At 63.6% G+C, this 17,395-nt stretch carries 18 protein-coding genes and 1 tRNA gene; 13 read left to right on the forward strand and 6 right to left on the reverse strand.

Features of this window, described 5'->3' with window-relative positions; genetic code table 11:
- Window positions 1-355: 355 nt before the first annotated feature.
- The 6 genes from LT974_RS01775 to LT974_RS01800 all read left to right on the forward strand — a co-directional run bounded on the left by LT974_RS01775 (window position 356) and on the right by LT974_RS01800 (window position 6,982).
- Window positions 356-1,006: a hypothetical protein gene (locus tag LT974_RS01775; protein ID WP_232588935.1), complete on the forward strand. Its 651-nt coding sequence runs from the start codon at window positions 356-358 to the stop codon at window positions 1,004-1,006.
- Complete coding sequence (locus LT974_RS01780) at window positions 999-1,493, forward strand: hypothetical protein (protein ID WP_232588936.1); 495 nt, start codon at window positions 999-1,001, stop codon at window positions 1,491-1,493. Before LT974_RS01775 ends, LT974_RS01780 begins: the two co-directional genes overlap by 8 nt.
- A 3-nt stretch (window positions 1,494-1,496) precedes the next feature.
- Window positions 1,497-3,170: a ThiF family adenylyltransferase gene (locus LT974_RS01785; protein WP_232588937.1), complete on the forward strand. Its 1,674-nt coding sequence runs from the start codon at window positions 1,497-1,499 to the stop codon at window positions 3,168-3,170.
- Window positions 3,171-4,308: 1,138 nt separating this feature from the next.
- The gene (locus LT974_RS01790) at window positions 4,309-4,692 is read left to right on the forward strand and encodes an ArsR/SmtB family transcription factor (protein WP_232588938.1); all 384 of its coding nucleotides are present in this window, start codon (window positions 4,309-4,311) and stop codon (window positions 4,690-4,692) included.
- A 2-nt stretch (window positions 4,693-4,694) separates the two neighbouring features.
- The gene (locus LT974_RS01795) at window positions 4,695-5,654 is read left to right on the forward strand and encodes a permease (protein WP_232588939.1); all 960 of its coding nucleotides are present in this window, start codon (window positions 4,695-4,697) and stop codon (window positions 5,652-5,654) included.
- A gap of 518 nt (window positions 5,655-6,172) precedes the next feature.
- Complete coding sequence (locus tag LT974_RS01800) at window positions 6,173-6,982, forward strand: lipoate--protein ligase family protein (RefSeq protein WP_232588940.1); 810 nt, start codon at window positions 6,173-6,175, stop codon at window positions 6,980-6,982.
- Here the strand turns inward: LT974_RS01800 and LT974_RS01805 are convergent.
- Window positions 6,975-7,508, reverse strand: coding sequence for a redoxin domain-containing protein (locus tag LT974_RS01805; protein ID WP_232588942.1), 534 nt, complete (start codon window positions 7,506-7,508; stop codon window positions 6,975-6,977). The genes LT974_RS01800 and LT974_RS01805 overlap by 8 nt on opposite strands.
- Window positions 7,509-7,587: 79 nt before the next feature.
- On the opposite strand from LT974_RS01805, the gene LT974_RS01810 reads away from it, so the two are divergent.
- The 3 genes from LT974_RS01810 to LT974_RS01820 all read left to right on the forward strand — a co-directional run bounded on the left by LT974_RS01810 (window position 7,588) and on the right by LT974_RS01820 (window position 10,467).
- Entirely contained in the window at window positions 7,588-8,424 is an 837-nt protein-coding gene (locus tag LT974_RS01810) for a deoxyribonuclease IV (protein WP_232588943.1), read from the forward strand.
- An 86-nt stretch (window positions 8,425-8,510) separates the two neighbouring features.
- On the forward strand, window positions 8,511-9,305 hold the full coding sequence (locus tag LT974_RS01815) for a class I SAM-dependent methyltransferase (RefSeq protein ID WP_232588944.1): 795 nt from the start codon (window positions 8,511-8,513) through the stop codon (window positions 9,303-9,305).
- A gap of 67 nt (window positions 9,306-9,372) precedes the next feature.
- The gene (locus LT974_RS01820; protein ID WP_232588945.1) at window positions 9,373-10,467 is read left to right on the forward strand and encodes an aminopeptidase; all 1,095 of its coding nucleotides are present in this window, start codon (window positions 9,373-9,375) and stop codon (window positions 10,465-10,467) included.
- 129 nt (window positions 10,468-10,596) lie between these two features.
- Here the strand turns inward: LT974_RS01820 and LT974_RS01825 are convergent, their stop codons facing one another.
- On the reverse strand, window positions 10,597-11,244 hold the full coding sequence (locus LT974_RS01825) for a DUF7095 family protein (protein WP_232588946.1): 648 nt from the start codon (window positions 11,242-11,244) through the stop codon (window positions 10,597-10,599).
- Between the two features lie 132 nt (window positions 11,245-11,376).
- Here LT974_RS01825 and LT974_RS01830 point away from each other — a divergent pair, with 132 nt between their 5' ends.
- The 3 genes from LT974_RS01830 (at window position 11,377) to ncsA (ending at window position 14,527) form a co-directional block, all read left to right on the forward strand.
- Window positions 11,377-12,762 carry an HD domain-containing protein gene (locus tag LT974_RS01830; protein ID WP_232588947.1) on the forward strand — a complete coding sequence of 462 codons (1,386 nt, stop codon included), beginning with the start codon at window positions 11,377-11,379 and terminating at the stop codon, window positions 12,760-12,762.
- Window positions 12,763-13,050: 288 nt separating this feature from the next.
- Entirely contained in the window at window positions 13,051-13,419 is a 369-nt protein-coding gene (locus LT974_RS01835; protein WP_232588948.1) for a hypothetical protein, read from the forward strand.
- A gap of 145 nt (window positions 13,420-13,564) precedes the next feature.
- Window positions 13,565-14,527, forward strand: coding sequence for a tRNA 2-thiolation protein NcsA (ncsA, locus tag LT974_RS01840; RefSeq protein ID WP_232588950.1), 963 nt, complete (start codon window positions 13,565-13,567; stop codon window positions 14,525-14,527).
- A gap of 54 nt (window positions 14,528-14,581) precedes the next feature.
- Here the strand turns inward: ncsA and ftsZ are convergent, their stop codons facing one another.
- The 3 genes from ftsZ to LT974_RS01855 form a co-directional block, all read right to left on the reverse strand.
- On the reverse strand, window positions 14,582-15,772 hold the full coding sequence (ftsZ, locus tag LT974_RS01845; RefSeq protein ID WP_232588951.1) for a cell division protein FtsZ: 1,191 nt from the start codon (window positions 15,770-15,772) through the stop codon (window positions 14,582-14,584).
- A 2-nt stretch (window positions 15,773-15,774) separates the two neighbouring features.
- Window positions 15,775-15,942, reverse strand: a complete 168-nt coding sequence (locus LT974_RS01850) for a ribbon-helix-helix domain-containing protein (RefSeq protein ID WP_058981067.1) — start codon at window positions 15,940-15,942, stop codon at window positions 15,775-15,777.
- Between the two features lie 175 nt (window positions 15,943-16,117).
- Window positions 16,118-16,636 (reverse strand): zinc ribbon domain-containing protein, encoded by a 519-nt coding sequence (locus LT974_RS01855; RefSeq protein WP_232588952.1) that lies wholly within the window; start codon window positions 16,634-16,636, stop codon window positions 16,118-16,120.
- 378 nt (window positions 16,637-17,014) lie between these two features.
- Here LT974_RS01855 and LT974_RS01860 point away from each other — a divergent pair.
- Window positions 17,015-17,088, forward strand: a tRNA-Tyr gene (locus tag LT974_RS01860).
- A gap of 100 nt (window positions 17,089-17,188) precedes the next feature.
- On the opposite strand, the gene LT974_RS01865 is transcribed toward LT974_RS01860, so the two are convergent.
- Window positions 17,189-17,377, reverse strand: a complete 189-nt coding sequence (locus tag LT974_RS01865; RefSeq protein WP_232588953.1) for a hypothetical protein — start codon at window positions 17,375-17,377, stop codon at window positions 17,189-17,191.
- Between the last annotated feature and the right edge of the window lie 18 nt (window positions 17,378-17,395).

The following is a 17,395-nucleotide window of genomic DNA, read 5'->3' on the forward strand; positions in this document are numbered from 1 at the left end:
TAGTAGGGGTGATGATACGGGGTCTAAACGGCGTATATTAGCCAATATCGGTGCTTGAGTAATTGTGTGGTTAATTATTAACCTGCGTAAGTCTTATAAGTCGCAGGCGTTGAGATTAAGGCGCCGGAGCGCCCCCGATTTCGTCGAGTGCCAGTCGGTTCTCCCGACTGCGACGAGAGTGGGTTTCTCCGCGCCTACGCCCGCAACGTGCGGGCCGGCTGAGTGAGCCTACTCTCTGGCGTGGCGCCAGGCACATAGCGATGTCCATGTCGCTATTCTCCACCCTGAACCACCCAGATAGCGGCTACTGTAGCCAGAGCGCGGACACCTCATCGGGGCTTCTGGCACCCCGAATATGACGTCTGACCAAACCCCCGCCGATGAAGGCGGGAACGACACGCAGGAAGCATCGCAGTCCAAAGAGACTACTCTCGGCAACATCGCCGGCAAAGCCCAGACGGTTCAAGCCGCCATCGAGTCCGTCGAGGACGACGTCCCCACCGAGGTCTTCCGACGGCTGACCCACATGAAGACGGCTATCAAGGCCATCCAGGACTGGGCCAAAGACGCGGACCCCCACGACACCGACGCGGTCGTAGGCGCTTCCACCATCGTTGACGCCGAGCGCACGCGCGCAGGCGACATCCGCCAGGAGGTACCCGACGGCAACACCACCCTCCTACAGAAGTTCGACACTCTCGAGAACCGCCTCGAGGACCTCGCTAACGCCGTCGACGCGCGGAAGTTCAGCACTACCCAGTATGTCGTCTACGTCAACAAACAGTTCGTCAAGCGGTACGCCGACCGCTCGGTAACCGTGGAGACAATCTTGGTGGACGCCGGCAAGAAGGACCCCGACGAACTCGGACTTTTCCCGCTGGACGGCCTCCTCGGAAACCGGCAGGAAGACCAGGCCTTCCCCGCTGAACGAGACCTGAACCTCAGCGACGACTACCGCACGTTCTTCGAATCCACCAGCGACGGAGGCAAGATTGCGCATGAGTGAGGGTACACCGCCTGACGACTCCGAGAACGACAACGGCGGAGACGGCGACCAGGAGAATCTCCGTCGCCATCTCACCGACCGCTGTCGGACCGCCATCGACGAACTCCGAGACGAGCGCCCCGAGGCCGAGCTCATCGCCGTCCACGGCGACTGGGCCTGGGTCAGCATCGGCACCGTCAATCCTTCCCTGGTCAACGATGTCTTCGACCAAGAGGAGGTTCTGGCAATCCTCCGAATTCCTACCGACTTCCCGAACGGGCGGCGGCCTTACGGCATCGTGACCTACCCCTACGTTACGAAGCACGACGGTCAGGAGGTCGACAGCGTCCACCGCAACCACCAGAAAGGCAGGCCAGCACGAGACGCCCTTGACGTCGACGAAGTCGCTCTCTGGAGCTACCAGTGGGAGGGATTCACATGGAACGAGCCCGCCGACCTGCGGAAAGCGCCGGAGGTCGTTCGGTCACGCTTCGAAAAGGAGGACTAACCCATGCCTAAGGGTACACCAGCGGACTGGTTGAGCGCAGCCGACGCCGACGAAGTCCACTTCGTGCTACCGCGCGAGGTTCACAACGCCCTGATGGACGTCCTCTTCCCGAGCGAAGGCCACCCCTTCCACGGGATGCACGAACGTGGCGCGTTCGCCGTACTCGCGAAGAGCACCGGCGCTCAGCGCGCCAACTACATCGTCGAGGATGTCGTCCATCCTGAGTCGAGCGACGACCTCGAACTGAAAGGGAACGTCAGCGGAGGTGAGTCCGACGGCCGTTCCATCGGGTCGTGGTTCGGGGGTAACTCTGACAACGACGTGTCGAGCGACGACTCGATGGCCGGCTACGAGTTCAGTGAGGCCTACCACGAACGCGCTGTCGAGCGCGCACGCGACCGTGGCGGCGGCCTCGTTCGAATTCACACCCAGCCCGGTGGAGTCTCCGAGAGCACGGTGGATACCGCCTCAGCAGCACGGGTCTTCGAAGCTGACCGCGACCGACTGCCGGGTGGTGCCCCGTTCGCAGCGGCCATCACGAACGAGCCCGGCGACTGGTCAATGCGGGTGTACGAACCAAGTCGCGACCCCAGTGCGGACCCGCAAGTCACGCACGCAGACCGTGTCCGCGTGGTCGGTCCAAGTCGCGACGAACCCGCTCTGCACGTTCAGGACACCGGCCGTCGAAGCCCCTCCACGAACCACCTCCGTGGCGACGACGAGCGCGATTCCACAATCCAACTGTGGAGAGAAGAGGGACAAGCCCGATTGGCAGACCTTCGCGTCGGTGTTGTCGGTTGTGGCGGTGTCGGGTCGATTCTCGCCGAACATCTAGCCCGGCTGGGTGTCGGCGAGCTAGTGTTTGTGGACTTCGACCGTCTTGAGCGCGCGAACTTCAATCGTTCTCAAGGCGCTCAACGAATCGACGTCCGCCAAGAGCGCCTGAAGACGGAGGTGGCAGAACGCGTCGCGCGACAGAGTGCGACATCTGAGGACTTCGACACGCGCGTCGTCGACGGGAGCGTCGTTGAGGACGCGCTGGAGTACGCGGCTGTGCCGGATTTGGTGGACTGCGATATCATTCTTTCCGGTGTAGACGCTGCGCGTCCCCGTCAAGTCCTGGGAGCGCTCGCTCGCGCACACTGTATTCCCGTAATCGACGGCGGGAGTCTCCTACACGCCGACGAACAGGGTATGCTGGAGAAAGAAGCGAAAGCCGAGACGGCGGTCGCAGGTCCCGGCTGGCCGTGCTTCGAATGCCAACGGGTGTGGACCCAGGACGCCGTGGACTACGAGGGTGGTCATCCCAAATTCCGCGGCGAACGCGGGTACGTTCCCGGCGGAGTAGACCCCGACGAAGAAGATCGCGACCCGTCGGTCATCGGCGTGAACGCGATAGTCGCCGGGCTGATGCAGCGGCGATTACTCGCAATCACGCTGGATGTGGCGCGCGCAGTCGTCGGCACGCTACGATTAAATCTCCGGGACGTCGAGGCGAACATGTCGTCTACGTGGGGATGTGAGTCGGACTGTGACGCGCCAGCCGTCGGTGCCGGTGACCGTGAGGCGCTGCCGACGGGTACGGACTGGGCGATGCGATATGAACGTGAGGACATGGAAATGCCTGAGAAGAAGACAAAGGACGCGAGCGGACTTGCCGACGACCTCGGTAACTAGCGGCCACTATCTCCGGACACTTTCCGTTACCTAACTCGGAATAGGATCGGTTCTATCCGACAGAATAGTGGATATCTATACCGGTCTCGTGCACAGATTCTGTCGTTCTAATCTACTGGTCGTGGCGCAGCCGTCCTGCTTTAGCTGTTTGGCTTACTACAAACCACCTGCTCAGTGATATGAATGATGCAGTAGTTGACCTCAGTCTATTCTGGAGCGTAAATTGGCATTAAGTCGATCAATAGGTCTGTAGCTGCGGATGCCAAGATCGCTAAACGAGATTCGTTGGAAGTTCAGAAATGTGTCTCGCAAGAAACTAACTCGGTCTGTAGGTTTGCAAATGTACTATGTCCTCTCCTATATTTGGTTATATGTAATACCGACTCCAGAAATAGACGAGCTAATAGAGGATACCGATGGGTACTAGAACTGCCAGTGAACTACCCCGACCTACCGCGCTCGGGCCTACCCGGCCCTCGCTTGTTGAGGTCGGGGCTTCCTGTTTCTGCGTCGGAGCTTGCATCCGGCTGGACACAGCGGCTCCAGACTCCGCAGGCGGCTTCCCTTCACGGGCGGGTTTGGAGTGTCCCACTCCTACCGATTGGACACTCGGCCACAACCGACGTTGCACGCTTCTTGTCGCGTTTGAACAACGCCGACGGCGTGGCGAGCATTGTACTACCTCCTTCGATCGCCGGGATAGTAAGAGTGCTGATACACACGAAAATAAACGATGACGGCGCTGTATCCCCACCCTACTCGCTTGTGCTTCCGACACACGTCGGAAGCCCGGTGCTCGTTGAGGGTGGGGGCTTAGCGCCTGCAAAAAGCTAAATGAGACGGACCCGGCTTGCTCTGCAGATTCTCATTCTGAACTGTTCTGGCTCCCGCCCATCATGGTCAGTCCAACGAGACAGTGTCCTGTTAGATCTCCCAAAGATTTATTCGTATCGCAAAAATACGATATGAGGTAATGGCTCAAAGCACACTCGATCGCATCTGGAATCGCCTCGTAAACCGCTACGAGCAAGACGGCGAGTCAGACTGTTGTGGTCCTAATATTGAAGAAGTACAATCTGACTTGGCAGAGACTGAATCGGACAGTTGCGGCGAATAAATCGAACCGTCAAATTACAATATGTCTGACACAGAATCACCACCTGACGACGCCTACAACGCACTTGACCGGCTGTATGATGACCCGGATGAACGAGTCGCCGCTCTCCAAGAGATTAAACCATCCGAAGATAATGTCGCCGGTCAGGAGTCCGTGTTCAAGGCCCTCGGGAATAAAGACCGGCTCCGCGTTCTCAGCGCACTCCGTGAATCTGAATGCTGCGGCTGTGAACTCCAGGTCATTCTCGATGCACCACAGTCAACAGTCGCCACACACCTCCGAAAACTGAAAGACGCGGGGTTGGTCAAATCCCGCAAGAAGGGCAAATGGAGCTACTACCGCATCGCTGATACCGCCGTCTTCGAATTACTCGATCTCGCCCACGCAATCGAGGAGGACACCTAAGAATGCTCTCCCCTGGCCTCTCTAATGCCCTCCTTGACTCGTGGTATTACTTCCTCCACCTCGCAGTTATCCTCGTCCCACTGTTCATCGGCGCGTCCTTCCTCGTCGGACTTGCACAGGAGTATCTGCCTCCGGAAAAAGTCGAACGGAAACTCCGCGGACACGACGAAGGTAGCGGCAACGTCGCAGCCGCCGGTCTCGGTGCGGTAACACCGTTTTGCTCCTGCTCCACTGTTCCGGTGCTAGCAGGGCTGCTTCAAGCAGGTGCACCACTCGGGCTGGCGTTCTCGTTCTTGCTTGCGTCACCACTCGTTAACGAGATCGCCGTGATTCTGCTGATCGGCTTATTCGGCATCGAAGTGACCATCTGGTACGTGGTAATCACATTCGTGGCAGCTGTGGTCGGCGGGGTTGTCATCGGTCGGCTTGGGCTAACCGAGCACGTGAAAGACGTTCGGGTCACGGCCGATACAGATCAGGCTGTCGCCGCTGACGGTGGGACAGTTGACTGCTGTAGAGGAAACTCAGCAGACGTCAAGCAGACCCATCGGCAACACATCGGGACGGCCGCACGCGAAGCATGGTCGTTCTTCGTCGATACACTTCCATATCTCATTCTCGGGATGACGCTCGGGGCGCTCATTCACGGTGTCGTACCAGTAGATATGGTTCATGCCGTCCTTGGTTCGGAGAACCCGCTTGCCGTGCCCCTCGCTGCGGTCGCCGGTGCTCCAGTGTATATCAGCCTCAGCGGAATGTTGCCCATCGCAGCGTCCCTTAGTGAACAAGGTATCGCTGTCGGGACGGTCTTAGCGTTCATCATCGGCGGCGCGGGTGTAAGCATTCCGAACCTGATTCTCCTGAATAAACTGTTCAATCGCCGACTGTTACTCGTCTATGCTGGAACAGTCGTGACAATCGGAATCGTCGTTGGTGTTATCTTTAATAGTTTCATCGTCTAATCAGCGGTCGCAGAATTGGGCCTGAGATTTTCTGCCCCTGTAATAAGTAGAATTCTTTTGTCCCCGCTCTGTTGCAATCCTCTTCTGGAAAAATCTATGGCAGAGGATTTCAACAGAGTCGAGGATTCGGAAATTCCATACTCTTCCCTTCGATAACCGACGGACTGCTCGTGTACGGATCCCGGAAGACACTGGATATCAAATCATTCCACGTCACGTTCGACGAGTCGTTCTGGCACAATATCGTTCAATAGATGTCAGCACACACCGAGTACGAGGAAGACAGTGAGCTCCCGCCAGCAGACCCTGAACGAGAATGGGAGTGCGCGTATTGTTCACCGATTAGGTACGTCGCTAACCCCCGTGTTTCGTTTGTATATTCGCCAAACAGCCAAGTCAGGGCCGTTCGCCGGTCTGGACTGGCCACAGATTGCCGCGCCGCTCGCCGCCCTCGATGGACGCAGACGAGCCGAACTGCAGACGCACGGCTTTTTGCCGGTGGCCGCGAACCGCGTGGTATGACGCTGGCCGACCGCGAATGGCGGCTGATTTCAGAGGAGGACCGCGACGGACCGATGCAGATGGCTCTAGAGGAGGTTGCCGCGGAGACTGCCGCCAACGGTGGTCCGCGGACGGTCCGCGCGTATCAGTGGTCGCCGTCGACGCTCTCGATGGGGTACCGTCAGGACGCAGGCTCCGTCGACTGGGAGTTCGCCGAAAGTGAGGGAATCACCGTGACGCGCCGCCAGACCGGCGGTGGCGGCATCTACCACGACGAACACGCGGACATCTCTTACAGCATCGTCGCGCCCGCCGACGAACTTCCCGGTGATTTGATGGACTGCTACGAGGTGCTCTGCGAGCCGATTCTGTCGGCGTTCCACGCGATGGGCGTCGACGCCGAGTTCGTCCCCGAGGAACACCCCGCGATTCACGAGCCCGCGTGCTACCTGCGCGCGCTCCACCCCGCCCACGACATCACGGTCGACGGTCGGAAAATCAGCGGGAACGCCCAGTACCGCACCCGAGACGCGGTCATTCAGCACGGGTCGCTCTCGTACGCGCTCGCACCCGACGCCCACCTCGGCGTCTTCGTCGACCCAGGTATCGACGCGGAGCGGTTCCGCGAGCGCGTGACGAACATCCACGAGGAAGCCGGAATCAGCCGTGACGACGCGGTTGAGGCGCTGGAGGACGCGCTCGCGGAGTGGTGTGACGCGCGCGTCGGCGAGTGGACCGACGACGAACTCGAAGCGGCGCGCGAGCTCGCCGACGAGAAGTACGCGACCGACGACTGGACGCGGGAGCGGACGGCACCGACTAACTGAACCCGAACGTCTCCGGCTCGCCGCCAACGTGGTCCTCGACGGCTTCTCGAATCTCGCCCAGCGGCGGCTGGTCGCGGGTCGGGTCGAGTGGGTGTTCGCCGATCCAACGGTACTGGACGACGCCGTCGGTGTCCACGAGGAACACCGAGCGCTTCGCCCGCGGCAACAGCTTCAGCGCGCGGTACGTGACGCCGAACGCGTCCGAGACGTCGAGGTCGGTGTCGGCGTACAGCGGGAAGTCGATGTCGAGGTAGTCGATGAACCGTCGGTGGGTCGGCACGCGGGACTTGCTCGCGCCGACGACGCGCACGTCCTCGGTGGACGTGAACCAGCCGTAGTCGCGGAACGAACACCACTCGCTCACGCAGTCGGGGCTGAAGTCGTTCGTGTAGAAGACGACGAGTACCGGCCGGTCGGCGTAGAGCTCCGACAGGGGCGTCTCCGCGATGCTGTCGTCGGGATGGACCAGTGGTGCCGTCACGTCGGGCACCTCGTCGCCTACGTCGAGCGCGTCCCCCGAGGTCATACCGTCACGAGCGCGCTCGGCCGGCAAAGGTGTTGCGACGGTTCGAAGCCTCTTTGCCCCCCGCGGCGAACGACAGCGTATGCGAGTAGGTGCACACGTCTCTATCGCGGGCGGCGTCGACAACGCCGTCGAGAACGAACTGGACGTCGGCGGGAACTGCGGGCAGATTTTCACGCACTCGCCGCAAGTCTGGCAGGACCCGAATATCGGCGACGACGAAGCCGCTACATTCCGGGACGGAACCGACGAACACCTCGACGGCCCGTGGGTCATCCACTCGTCGTACCTCGTGAACCTCTGCACGCCCAAAGACGACCTCCGCGAGAAGTCCGTCGACAGCATGCAGAAGGAGGTCGACGCCGCCGACAAACTCGGCATCGAGTACGTCAACGTCCACCTCGGCGCGCACACCGGCGCGGGCGTCCAGCAGGGCCTGGACAACGCTGTCAGCGCGCTCGACGAACTCGGCATCCCCGACGGCGTCACCGTGCTCGTGGAGAGCGACGCGGGCTCGGGCACGAAGCTCGGTGGCGACTTCGACCACCTCGCGTACGTTCTCGACGAGTCGGCCCACGACCTCGGCGTCTGCGTCGACACCGCGCACGCGTTCGCCGCGGGCTACGACCTCTCGACGGCCGACGCCGTCGCGGAGACGCTCGCGGAGTTTGACGACGTCGTCGGCTTCGAGCACCTCCACTGCGTCCACCTCAACGACTCGAAACACGACTGCGGCACGAACAAGGACGAGCACGCCCACATCGGCGAAGGGCTCATCGGCGAGGAGGGGATGGACGCGTTCGTCAACCACGACGCTATCACCGACGTGCCGCTCGTGCTGGAGACGCCCCACGAGGACGGCCGCGGCTTCGCGTGGAACATCGAGAAGGTGCAGGAGCTGCGTGGCCGAGCGGAGTGAGGCCACGTGAACGCGAGCTGCGAGGCGCGTAAGCGCCAAGCACTCGGACCCCGCTGCTTTTGCCGACCCCGGTTTTCAGTGGTGGTGTGCGCCGATTCAGCGCCGACTACCTCGAGGAGACGCGCCGCGGGATGTGGGCCGAGCGCGAGGCGTTGGACGCGCTGGAGCTGTCCAGCCGAGAGCGGATTCTCGACGTCGGCTGCGGCACGGGTGAACTCACGGGCGTGTTCCGCGAGGAGTCCGACGCCGACGTGCTCGCACTGGACGCGGACACTGACCTCCTCCGGCACGTCGACGCCGACGAGCGCCTCGTCGGGGACGCGACGCGGCTGCCGTTCCGCGAGGACGTCTGCGACCTCGTCGCCTGTCAGGCGCTGCTCATCAACCTTCCAGACCCCGTGGCTGCCGTCCGCGAGTTCTCACGCGTGTCCTCGGACCTCGTGGCGGCCGTCGAACCGAACAACGCCGCCGTCACCGTCGAATCGACGGTCGCGAGCGAGCCGCCGCTCGCGGCACGCGCACGCGACGCCTACATCGAGGGCGTGGAGACGAACGTCTCGCTGGGCGCGGACGCCGCGGACTGCTTCGAGGAAGCGGGACTCGTCGGCGTCTCGACGACGCAGTACGAGCACGTGCAGGCCATCCAGCCGCCGTACGGCGAAGCGGCACTGGAGGCGGCTGCGCGGAAGGCGACCGGGGAACGGCTCGCCGAGCAGCAGCCGACGCTCGCTGCGGGCGGGCTCTCCTCGGACACCTACGACGCGCTGCGTGCGGAGTGGCGGGAGATGGGGCGCGAGGTCGTCGCGCAGATGCGCGAGAACGACTACGAGCGCGTCGAAACCGTGCCGTTCTACGTGACCGTCGGCCGCGTTCCCGAGTAATCGCCCACGAACTGCGGTGGGTTTCCGCTTCTCCGGAGTTTATTCGCGTCCGGGTCGATTTCGTCGTATGGACGACAGAGCCCGCCGCCATGCCGAGATTCTCGTCGAGGACTGTACCGACGTCCAGCCCGGGGATATGGTGCTGGTGCGCGCGTCGAAGGAGGCCGAAGCCCTCGTGGTCGCGCTGTACGAGAAACTCGGCGAGGTCGGCGCGCGACCGACCACACAGTGGGGGAATGCCCGCGCAGCGCGCGCGTACAACCGAGCGATGGACATCGACGACTACGAGACGAAAGCCCACGACCTCGCCGCGATGGAGGAGACGGACGTCGTCTTCCTGATTGGGGGTGGCGGGAACGCCTTCGAAACCAGCGACGTGCCGCCGGCGAAGTCGCAGGCCGCGAGCCGCGCGAACGGCCCGATTCTCGAAGAGCGGCTGGGCAAGCGCTGGGTCATCACCCAGCACCCGACGGCCGCGGGCGCGCAGAAAGCCGAGATGAGCACGGAAGCCTACGAGAAGTTCGTCTACGACGCAATCAACAAGGATTGGGACGAGCAGCGCGAATTCCAGGCCCAGCTGGTCGAGATTCTCGGCCCCGCCGAGGAAGTCCGCATCGTCTCCGGCGACACCACCGACGTCACGATGAGCGTCGCGGGGATGGACGCGGCCAACGACTGGGGCACGAAGAACATGCCCGCGGGCGAGGTGTTCACGTGCCCGGTGCCGGACAGCGTCGAAGGCGAGGTGCTGTTCGACAAGCCGCTCATCCGACAGGGCAAGGAAATCACGGACGCGTGGCTGCAGTTCGAGGACGGCGAGGTCGTGGACTTCGCCGCGGGGCAGAACGAAGCCGCGCTCGAAGGCATCCTGAACACCGACGAGGGGTCGCGCCGCCTCGGCGAACTCGGCATCGGGATGAACCGAGATATCGACCGATTCACCTACAACATGCTCTTCGACGAGAAGATGGGCGACACCGTCCACATGGCCGTCGGCGGTGCCATCGCGGAGTGCGTCCCCGACGACCAGCCGTTCAACGAGTCCGCGACGCACGTGGACCTGATCGTGGACATGAGCGAGGACTCGTTCATCGAGGTCGACGGGGAAGTCGTCCAGCGCGACGGGACGTTCCGGTTCGAAGACGGGTTCGAGGACGAGTAATCGTACTGGCGTCTCGCCCACCTTCAGGGCTGACAGGCGGCACCGAATCCGACTGGGACCGCCGCGCTCCCGCCTCCCCCAGCCGGCGAGTCGTCAGGTCACGTGCCGGGTTGGTCCCGGCTTCGCACTTCAAACTACGTCGCCGCGGACGGTCGCGCCCTCGGCCCGTTCGCGGCGGGTTTCGACGGCGTCGGCGGCGATTTCGGCTTCTTCTTCGTCCGCACCGAGCATTTCCAGCGCGCCAGCGAGCGTGGGGAAGACGAGTTCGCCGTCGCGGAGCTTCCGGAAGGCGTCGTCGCTGCGCTCGCCGTCGGCCCACAGGCAGACGCCGCGGGGGTCGAGGACGTTCTCGTAGGTTTCGGTCGCTCGTGCGCCTTCGAGGCGCTGGGTGACGTTGTCCTCGAAGCCCGCGTTACACACTTCGAGGTGAATCGGCTCGTCGTCGTCGAGGAAGTGTGCGGCGAGACAGCGCTCGGGCGCGACGTGGCCGCTCTCGTTCGCACGCAGGTACTCGGGGTGGTCGTCGGCCCACGACGCGCGCACGGTCTTGCCGACACCCTTCACGCCGTACTCGCGCTCGAACTCCGCGGCGCGGTCGGCGTCGTCCCCGCGCATGAGGATGTCCTTCGTGAGGTAGACGTCCAGGCGCTCGACGGGGTCGAGGCCGAGCGCGACGTCGCCGTACACCCAAATTTCGTGCACCGGGACCGGCATCTCCTCGCTCGCGACGGCGTCCACGAGCTCTTCCACCCGGTCGACGGCGGCAGCTCTGTCCATCGATTGCTCGTAGCCCGCGAACGCCGAAAACGGTTCCGCACGCGCCCACCGACGGCGGGAATCGAAAGACCGACCCCCGCCGAGCCCGTACTACGGGTAATTCGGGTCGGTCCGCTCGGACCGACGATACACATGCCAGCCACGCAAATCAAAGACCCCGTCCACGGCTACGTCGAACTCGATCAGCCGCTCGTCGACAACGTCCTCGACAACCGCGCGTTCCAGCGCCTCCGCCACGTCCGCCAGCTCTCGGCGACCTATCTCGTCTACCCGGGCGCGAACCACACGCGCTTCGAGCACTCGCTGGGCGTCTACCACCTCGCGCGCACCGTCTTCGAGAACCTCCGCGAGCAGTCGTACTTCTACCGCGACGCCACCACCGCGGAACTCGACGACATCCAGCGCACGCTCGAATGCGCGGCGCTCCTCCACGACGTCGGTCACCCGCCGTTCTCGCATCTGGGCGAGCGTTTCATCGACACCGACGACCTCCAAGACCGGCTCGCCGACCGCGGGCTCCGCGAGGCGTTCGACGACGCCGGCGTCGGCGACGCGCCGATTCGAGAGGCGTCTGCGCACGAACTCTTGGGCTGTCTCATCGTGCTCGAGGCGTTCGCCGACGGCCTCCACGAGATGGGCGTCGACCCCCACGACGTCTGCGCGCACATCCTCGGCTACAGCCTCGAATACGAGCGCGGCGGCCGCTGGCAGCACGGCGTCGCTGCCCAGATTCTGCACTCGCCCATCGACGTCGACCGCCTCGACTACATCACGCGGGACAACCAGATGACGGGCGCGGACGTCCTCGGTTTCGACACCGACCGCATGGTCGGCTCCTACACCGCCCACCCCGAGGAGGGGCTCGCGCTCTCGGACAAAGCCCTCTCGACCATCGGCAACTACCTCGAAGGCCGCATCGCGGTGTACATGTGGGTGACTCAGCACCACAAGTCCGTCTACGCCCACGTGCTCCTCAGCGAACTCCTCGACGAACTCGCCGCGCTCGCGGACGAACCGCCGGTCACCGCCGACCGCATCCTCGACGACGAAATCGACGACAACACGCTCATGGAGCGCCTGCGCGTCGCCGCCAGCGAGCACCCCGACTCCACGCTCGCAGCGCTCTACGACCGCTTCCGCGCGCGCCGCTTCCCCGAGACCTGCTGGAAGCACCGCATCGCGTACGCCGACCGCGTCGACGCGGACTTGGACGCGTTCAGCGACTGGCTCGTCGCCCACGTTGATCGCCTCGAAGCCGACCTCGCCGCCGAACTCGGCGTCCCCGACCACGAGGTCTGGGTCGAACAGTCGTACGTCCCCGAGTACGAGCCCCAGGACCTCGAAGACATCCCCATCGCGTACGGCGGCACCACCCGCTCGGTCGGCGACTGGGGGCTCTACGGCGAGCGCGCGTTCGACCGCCCCATCCCGTTCGTCTACGTCCCCCACGGCGTCGAGAAGGAAGCCACCGGCACGCTCGTCGACTGGTTCCACGCCGAGAAGTACGACCAAGCGTAACGGCGGCTGTTCTCTGAATTTTCGCGATTGATTGGGCTGCTCGTAGTGACGTCGTCGGTAGACGGCCGCTTGCGGGTCGCTTCGCTCACGGTTCACTGCGGTCACCGTTCGCCATTCCGTGCTCTCCCCTTCGGTCGAGCACGCGCTCCCCGCTCGCCATAACGTGCCCTCCCTGCGGTCGGGCACGCTGCTCACGCATCGCTGCGCTCCGCGTTCGCCTAACGCGGCCGTCTGTCGACGGCCGCGCTGGCCACAACGGTCAAGCGCCATCCGCCACCGCGCCTACATATGGGCGACCAGACTTTCCGCGTGCTCGCAGCGCTCCGCGAACTCGCCGACGAGACACCGCCGACAGACGAAATCGCGACCCGTGCGGCCGTCTCCATCGGCGTCGCGGAACGCGAGTTGAACACGCTCGACGCCGTCGGGGCCGCCGAGGAACTGAAGCCGGACGGTGAGCGCTTCGAGCCGACGGATATGGCCGTCGAGGACGTGGCGCGACGCGTCGACACCATCGACGAACTCGACACCGACGAGCGCTCGGCGTTGCTCAAAGCGCTCCGGCGTGGCGACGTCGACCCCGCAGACGTGCTCTACGACGTCCACGACGCTCGCGACGCCGCCGACCGCGCCGCGAGTTCCGAATTCGCGGGCTGACTCACCGCTCGCGCTTTTTCGCGACCGATTCTGTGCCCGAGATTCCCGCGCAGCCGCCGATTTGTTATCCCGAAATGAGGTTTACGGGTCGTGGTGGTTCGTCGAGACGTAACGGTGAAACGCCGGCGCTGCCAACGTGTACGTAATGGATTGCACCAAGTGCGACCGCGAGGCCGTGATGCACGCGGCGTACTCAGGCGCGCACCTCTGCGAGGGCCACCTCTTCGAGAGTGTCGAACGCCGGATGCGGCGGCGCATCCGCGAGGACGACATGCTGCCCGACGACGCGACGCCCGAGGACCCCGAAACGTGGGTCATCGGACTCTCCGGCGGGAAGGACAGCGTCGTCCTCACGGACATCCTCTCGGAGACGTTCGCGGAGGACCCGCGCATCGAGATGGTCGCGCTCACCATCCACGAGGGCATCGAGGGCTACCGCGACGAGAGCCTCGCGGCCTGCGAGAACCTCACTGCGGACCGCGACATCCGCCACGAGGTCGTCACGTACGCCGACGAGTTCGACGTCGAGATGGACAACGTCGTCGACGACGACCCGCTGGACATGGCACCCTGCGCGTACTGTGGGGTGTTCCGTCGAGACCTCCTCGCGCGGTACGCCGATGAGTACGACGCGGACAAACTCCTCACCGGCCACAACCTCGACGACGAGGCCGAGACCGCGCTGATGAACATCTTCGAGGGGAACGTCGAGCAGGTCGCCAAACACTTCGACGCCAGCCTCGGCCCCTTCGACGAACGCACGCCCAAGGAGGACATGATTCCGCGCGCGAAGCCGCTCCGCGACGTTCCGGAGAAGGAGGTCGCGCTGTACGCACAACTCCGGGACCTTCCAGTCCACATGGCGGAGTGCCCACACTCCAGCGAGGCGTTCCGCGGCGAGATTCAGGACCTCCTGCTGAAGTTGGAGGAGAACCATCCGGGCACGCGGCACTCGATTATGGCTGGCTACGAGGAGCTCGCGGGGCTCGCGGCCGACCAGTACAGCGACGAGGACGCGGACGTGGGCGAGTGCGAGGAGTGTGGCGCGCCGACGACCCGCGACCAGTGCCGGAAGTGTGCGCTGATCGACGCCGTGAACGCAGTGTAACCGTGCGACACCCGCTGCTTCGGGTTCGCTGACGACCGCAAAAGAACAGGACGGTTACCGGATGACGTCGAGGCCGTTGTTCTTCTCGACTTCTTCCTTACCGCCGTCGGAGTGCGCGCCGAACTCGTTAGTCGTGCCGGCGCCCTCGTCGACGGCGCGCTGCTTCGCGTCGGCGTCGACGTCCTGGAGCTCCTGCCGGGACTTGTCCGCCTGCTTCTGCGTGCTCGGTCCGAGCACCTGCGCGGACTGCACGCCGGTCATGATGGCCATGACGCGGACCTTCCCCTTGTAGTTCTCCTGGATGCGGGCGCCCCAGATGACGTTCGCGCTCGCGTCCAGCCGCTCGGTGATGTTGTCCGCGATGCCCTCGGCCTCTTTCAGCGTGAGGTCCGGGCCACCCGTGATGTGGACGAGGCCACCGCTCGCGCCGCGGTAGTCGACGTCCAGCAGCGGGTGATTCATCGCGTCCTTGACCACTTCGTTGGTCTTGTTCTTGTCCTGGGTCTCGCCGACGAGCATCACGGCGACGCCACCCTGATTCATGATGGCGGTCATGTCGGCGTAGTCGAGGTTGATGAGACTCGGCTGGGTAATCGTCTCGCTGATGCCCTTGACGGTCTCGGCGATGATCTGGTCCATCACGGAGAACGCCTTCCCGATCGGGAGGTTGGGCACGTAGTCGAGCAGCCGGTTGTTGTCGAGGACGATGATAGAGTCCGCTTCTTCGCGGAGCTTCTCCAGGCCTTCCTCGGCCTTGACCGTACGAGCGCGCTCGACGTTGAACGGCGTCGACACCATGCCAACGACGATTGCGCCCTGCTCTTTGGCGATCTTCGAGACGACGGGTGCAGCACCGGTGCCGGTCCCACCACCCATGCCGGCGGTCACGAACACGAGGTCCGCGTCGCCGAGCACCTCTTTGATTGTGCCCTGGGCCATCTCGGTGGCGCGCTCGCCCATCGAGGGGTCGCCACCCGCGCCGAGGCCGTTCGTCAGGGACTTCCCGACGAGAATCTTCGTGTCGGCCTCGATCATCTTGAGGTGCTGTTTGTCGGTGTTGATGGCGACCGTGTCGGCGCCTTCGACACCGATGTTGTACAGCCGGTTGACGGTGTTGTTGCCCGCGCCGCCCGCGCCCACGATGACGATTCGCGGGTCGCCGAACTCGTCGCCGTCGCCGCTGGCGTCCATCTCGCGTTGTTCGGCTTCGGCGTTGTCGAGGGCGTCCTGAACGATGTCCTGCATCGTTACACCTTCGCCCAGCTGTTCGTGCTGGTCTGTTCGGTTTGTTCGTCTATCATTTCACGGACCGCCGACCGAATCGCCTCGCTGCGATTCGGGAATTTACCCCGTTCGACCATCTGTTCGACCTCGTCGATCTGCTGTTTCGGAATGCGGAGTGTCACACGCTCCATATTTTTGTATCCCCGTTGTGGTAAGACGGCATTTGATTCGGTCTGTGTCTTACAGAATCGTTTGGCAGGTCATAATCCCGCGCTGTCGTGCGATTCTGTGTAAGACAACCGTCTTACGTACCACTACCCACACCGTCACAACGTATATAATTAACGGCGGATGTAAACGATTGTCTTACCGGGCGAACGCGTCCGCCGACGCAGTCCGCCGCCCGCAGTGCGGACAGAACGACCAGTCCGCTCGCACCTCGTCGCCGCACTCGCAGAACACGCGGTGGGTCGCCTTCTCCCCGCAGTTCGGACAGAACACGTGGTCGTCGGACAGCGACTCCCCGCACTGCGCGCAGCTCTGCTCGTGGCCGCGGTCCGCTGCCCGCCCGCGATCCTCGCCGCGTGCCGGTTCGCGACGCGGTGCACGCTGGTCGTCGCGCCGCGGCTCCGCGCGCAGTCCGTCGGCGGTATCGACCGTAATTCGTACGTTTACGTCGTGTTCGCGGGTTCGTGGGCCGAGTCGCCGCTCGACGAGTTCGTCGACGCGCTCGGCGACGACGTCGTCGATGCTGTCGTCCGCGTCGGCCGCCTCGCCGTCGAGGTACGCCCGCAGCGCCGCGCGCATGACCTCGCTCTTGGACTCGTCGAGGTCGTCGACGGCGTCCACAAGGTCGTCGTCCGCGCGGAAGGTGATCTTCGACATACCCGTTCGGTAGTACGTACCACCGCCGGGAACTTCAAACTAGGTAGTGAGGTGGATTCCCCGCCCCACCGTGGGCGGGGAGGAAGCCGACACTCGCTGCCTTAGCCATATATTGAAGTGAATGGCATCCCAACTTAGTGGTACGTGATGGGAGGCCAACAGTTGTCGCGGTCACGGGCTGCCGTCAACCGGCCCTGTAGTCAAGGATGCCGACTCGTGAACGCCCGAAAGCCCTTCGGGTACGACGCGGCGAGTCCACTGACAAGTCTCGCACCACCGTGCGCGGGGTAGTTGACCCCATCCCACGCGTCTGATGCTCGTCGTCCGTTTCCGAATGGTAACCCTTAAATCCGAACCACGGCGTACGCAAGAGTGCATCCGCCCTTAGCTCAGACTGGTAGAGCAGTCGACTGTAGATCGACTTGCCCCCCGTTCAAATCGGGGAGGGCGGATTTGCTTTTCCGCGAACCAAACGGTGAGCGGGCCGCACGTCCAACCGACTTTCTCCCCGGTCAATTCGTGGCCGTTTACGCGACATTAGATGTGGTCGCGCTATCGGCTCACGCCCGCCTCGCGTGCACGCAAACCCGTGTGAATGACCGGCGTCGCGAGGAGGACGGACGCGACGCTGAGGAGCGCGGGGACGAGCACGCTCCGCACTGGAGTGATGAGGGCTGTCAGGGCGAACGTGGCGAGGAAGACGGCCCAGCCGCCACAGATGACACACGCTTCGTGTCGCATACACGAGCACGTTTCACA

Origin of the sequence: Halobacterium noricense (assembly GCF_021233435.1) — an archaeon.
Classification (GTDB): Archaea; Halobacteriota; Halobacteria; order Halobacteriales; family Halobacteriaceae; genus Halobacterium; species Halobacterium noricense.

Bases quoted from the DNA above. Each gene is read 5' to 3' on its own strand.
- LT974_RS01820 (WP_232588945.1), top strand. From the start codon at position 9,373: ATGGACGACAGAGCCCGCCGCCATGCCGAGATTCTCGTCGAGGACTGT.
- ncsA (WP_232588950.1), top strand. From the start codon at position 13,565: ATGGATTGCACCAAGTGCGACCGCGAGGCCGTGATGCACGCGGCGTAC.
- LT974_RS01775 (WP_232588935.1), top strand. From the start codon at position 356: ATGACGTCTGACCAAACCCCCGCCGATGAAGGCGGGAACGACACGCAG.
- LT974_RS01795 (WP_232588939.1), top strand. From the start codon at position 4,695: ATGCTCTCCCCTGGCCTCTCTAATGCCCTCCTTGACTCGTGGTATTAC.
- LT974_RS01790 (WP_232588938.1), top strand. From the start codon at position 4,309: ATGTCTGACACAGAATCACCACCTGACGACGCCTACAACGCACTTGAC.
- LT974_RS01855 (WP_232588952.1), bottom strand. From the start codon at position 16,636: ATGTCGAAGATCACCTTCCGCGCGGACGACGACCTTGTGGACGCCGTC.
- ftsZ (WP_232588951.1), bottom strand. From the start codon at position 15,772: ATGCAGGACATCGTTCAGGACGCCCTCGACAACGCCGAAGCCGAACAA.
- LT974_RS01825 (WP_232588946.1), bottom strand. From the start codon at position 11,244: ATGGACAGAGCTGCCGCCGTCGACCGGGTGGAAGAGCTCGTGGACGCC.
- LT974_RS01830 (WP_232588947.1), top strand. From the start codon at position 11,377: ATGCCAGCCACGCAAATCAAAGACCCCGTCCACGGCTACGTCGAACTC.
- LT974_RS01805 (WP_232588942.1), bottom strand. From the start codon at position 7,508: ATGACCTCGGGGGACGCGCTCGACGTAGGCGACGAGGTGCCCGACGTG.
- LT974_RS01810 (WP_232588943.1), top strand. From the start codon at position 7,588: ATGCGAGTAGGTGCACACGTCTCTATCGCGGGCGGCGTCGACAACGCC.
- LT974_RS01850 (WP_058981067.1), bottom strand. From the start codon at position 15,942: ATGGAGCGTGTGACACTCCGCATTCCGAAACAGCAGATCGACGAGGTC.
- LT974_RS01780 (WP_232588936.1), top strand. From the start codon at position 999: ATGAGTGAGGGTACACCGCCTGACGACTCCGAGAACGACAACGGCGGA.
- LT974_RS01865 (WP_232588953.1), bottom strand. From the start codon at position 17,377: ATGCGACACGAAGCGTGTGTCATCTGTGGCGGCTGGGCCGTCTTCCTC.
- LT974_RS01785 (WP_232588937.1), top strand. From the start codon at position 1,497: ATGCCTAAGGGTACACCAGCGGACTGGTTGAGCGCAGCCGACGCCGAC.
- LT974_RS01835 (WP_232588948.1), top strand. From the start codon at position 13,051: ATGGGCGACCAGACTTTCCGCGTGCTCGCAGCGCTCCGCGAACTCGCC.
- LT974_RS01800 (WP_232588940.1), top strand. From the start codon at position 6,173: ATGACGCTGGCCGACCGCGAATGGCGGCTGATTTCAGAGGAGGACCGC.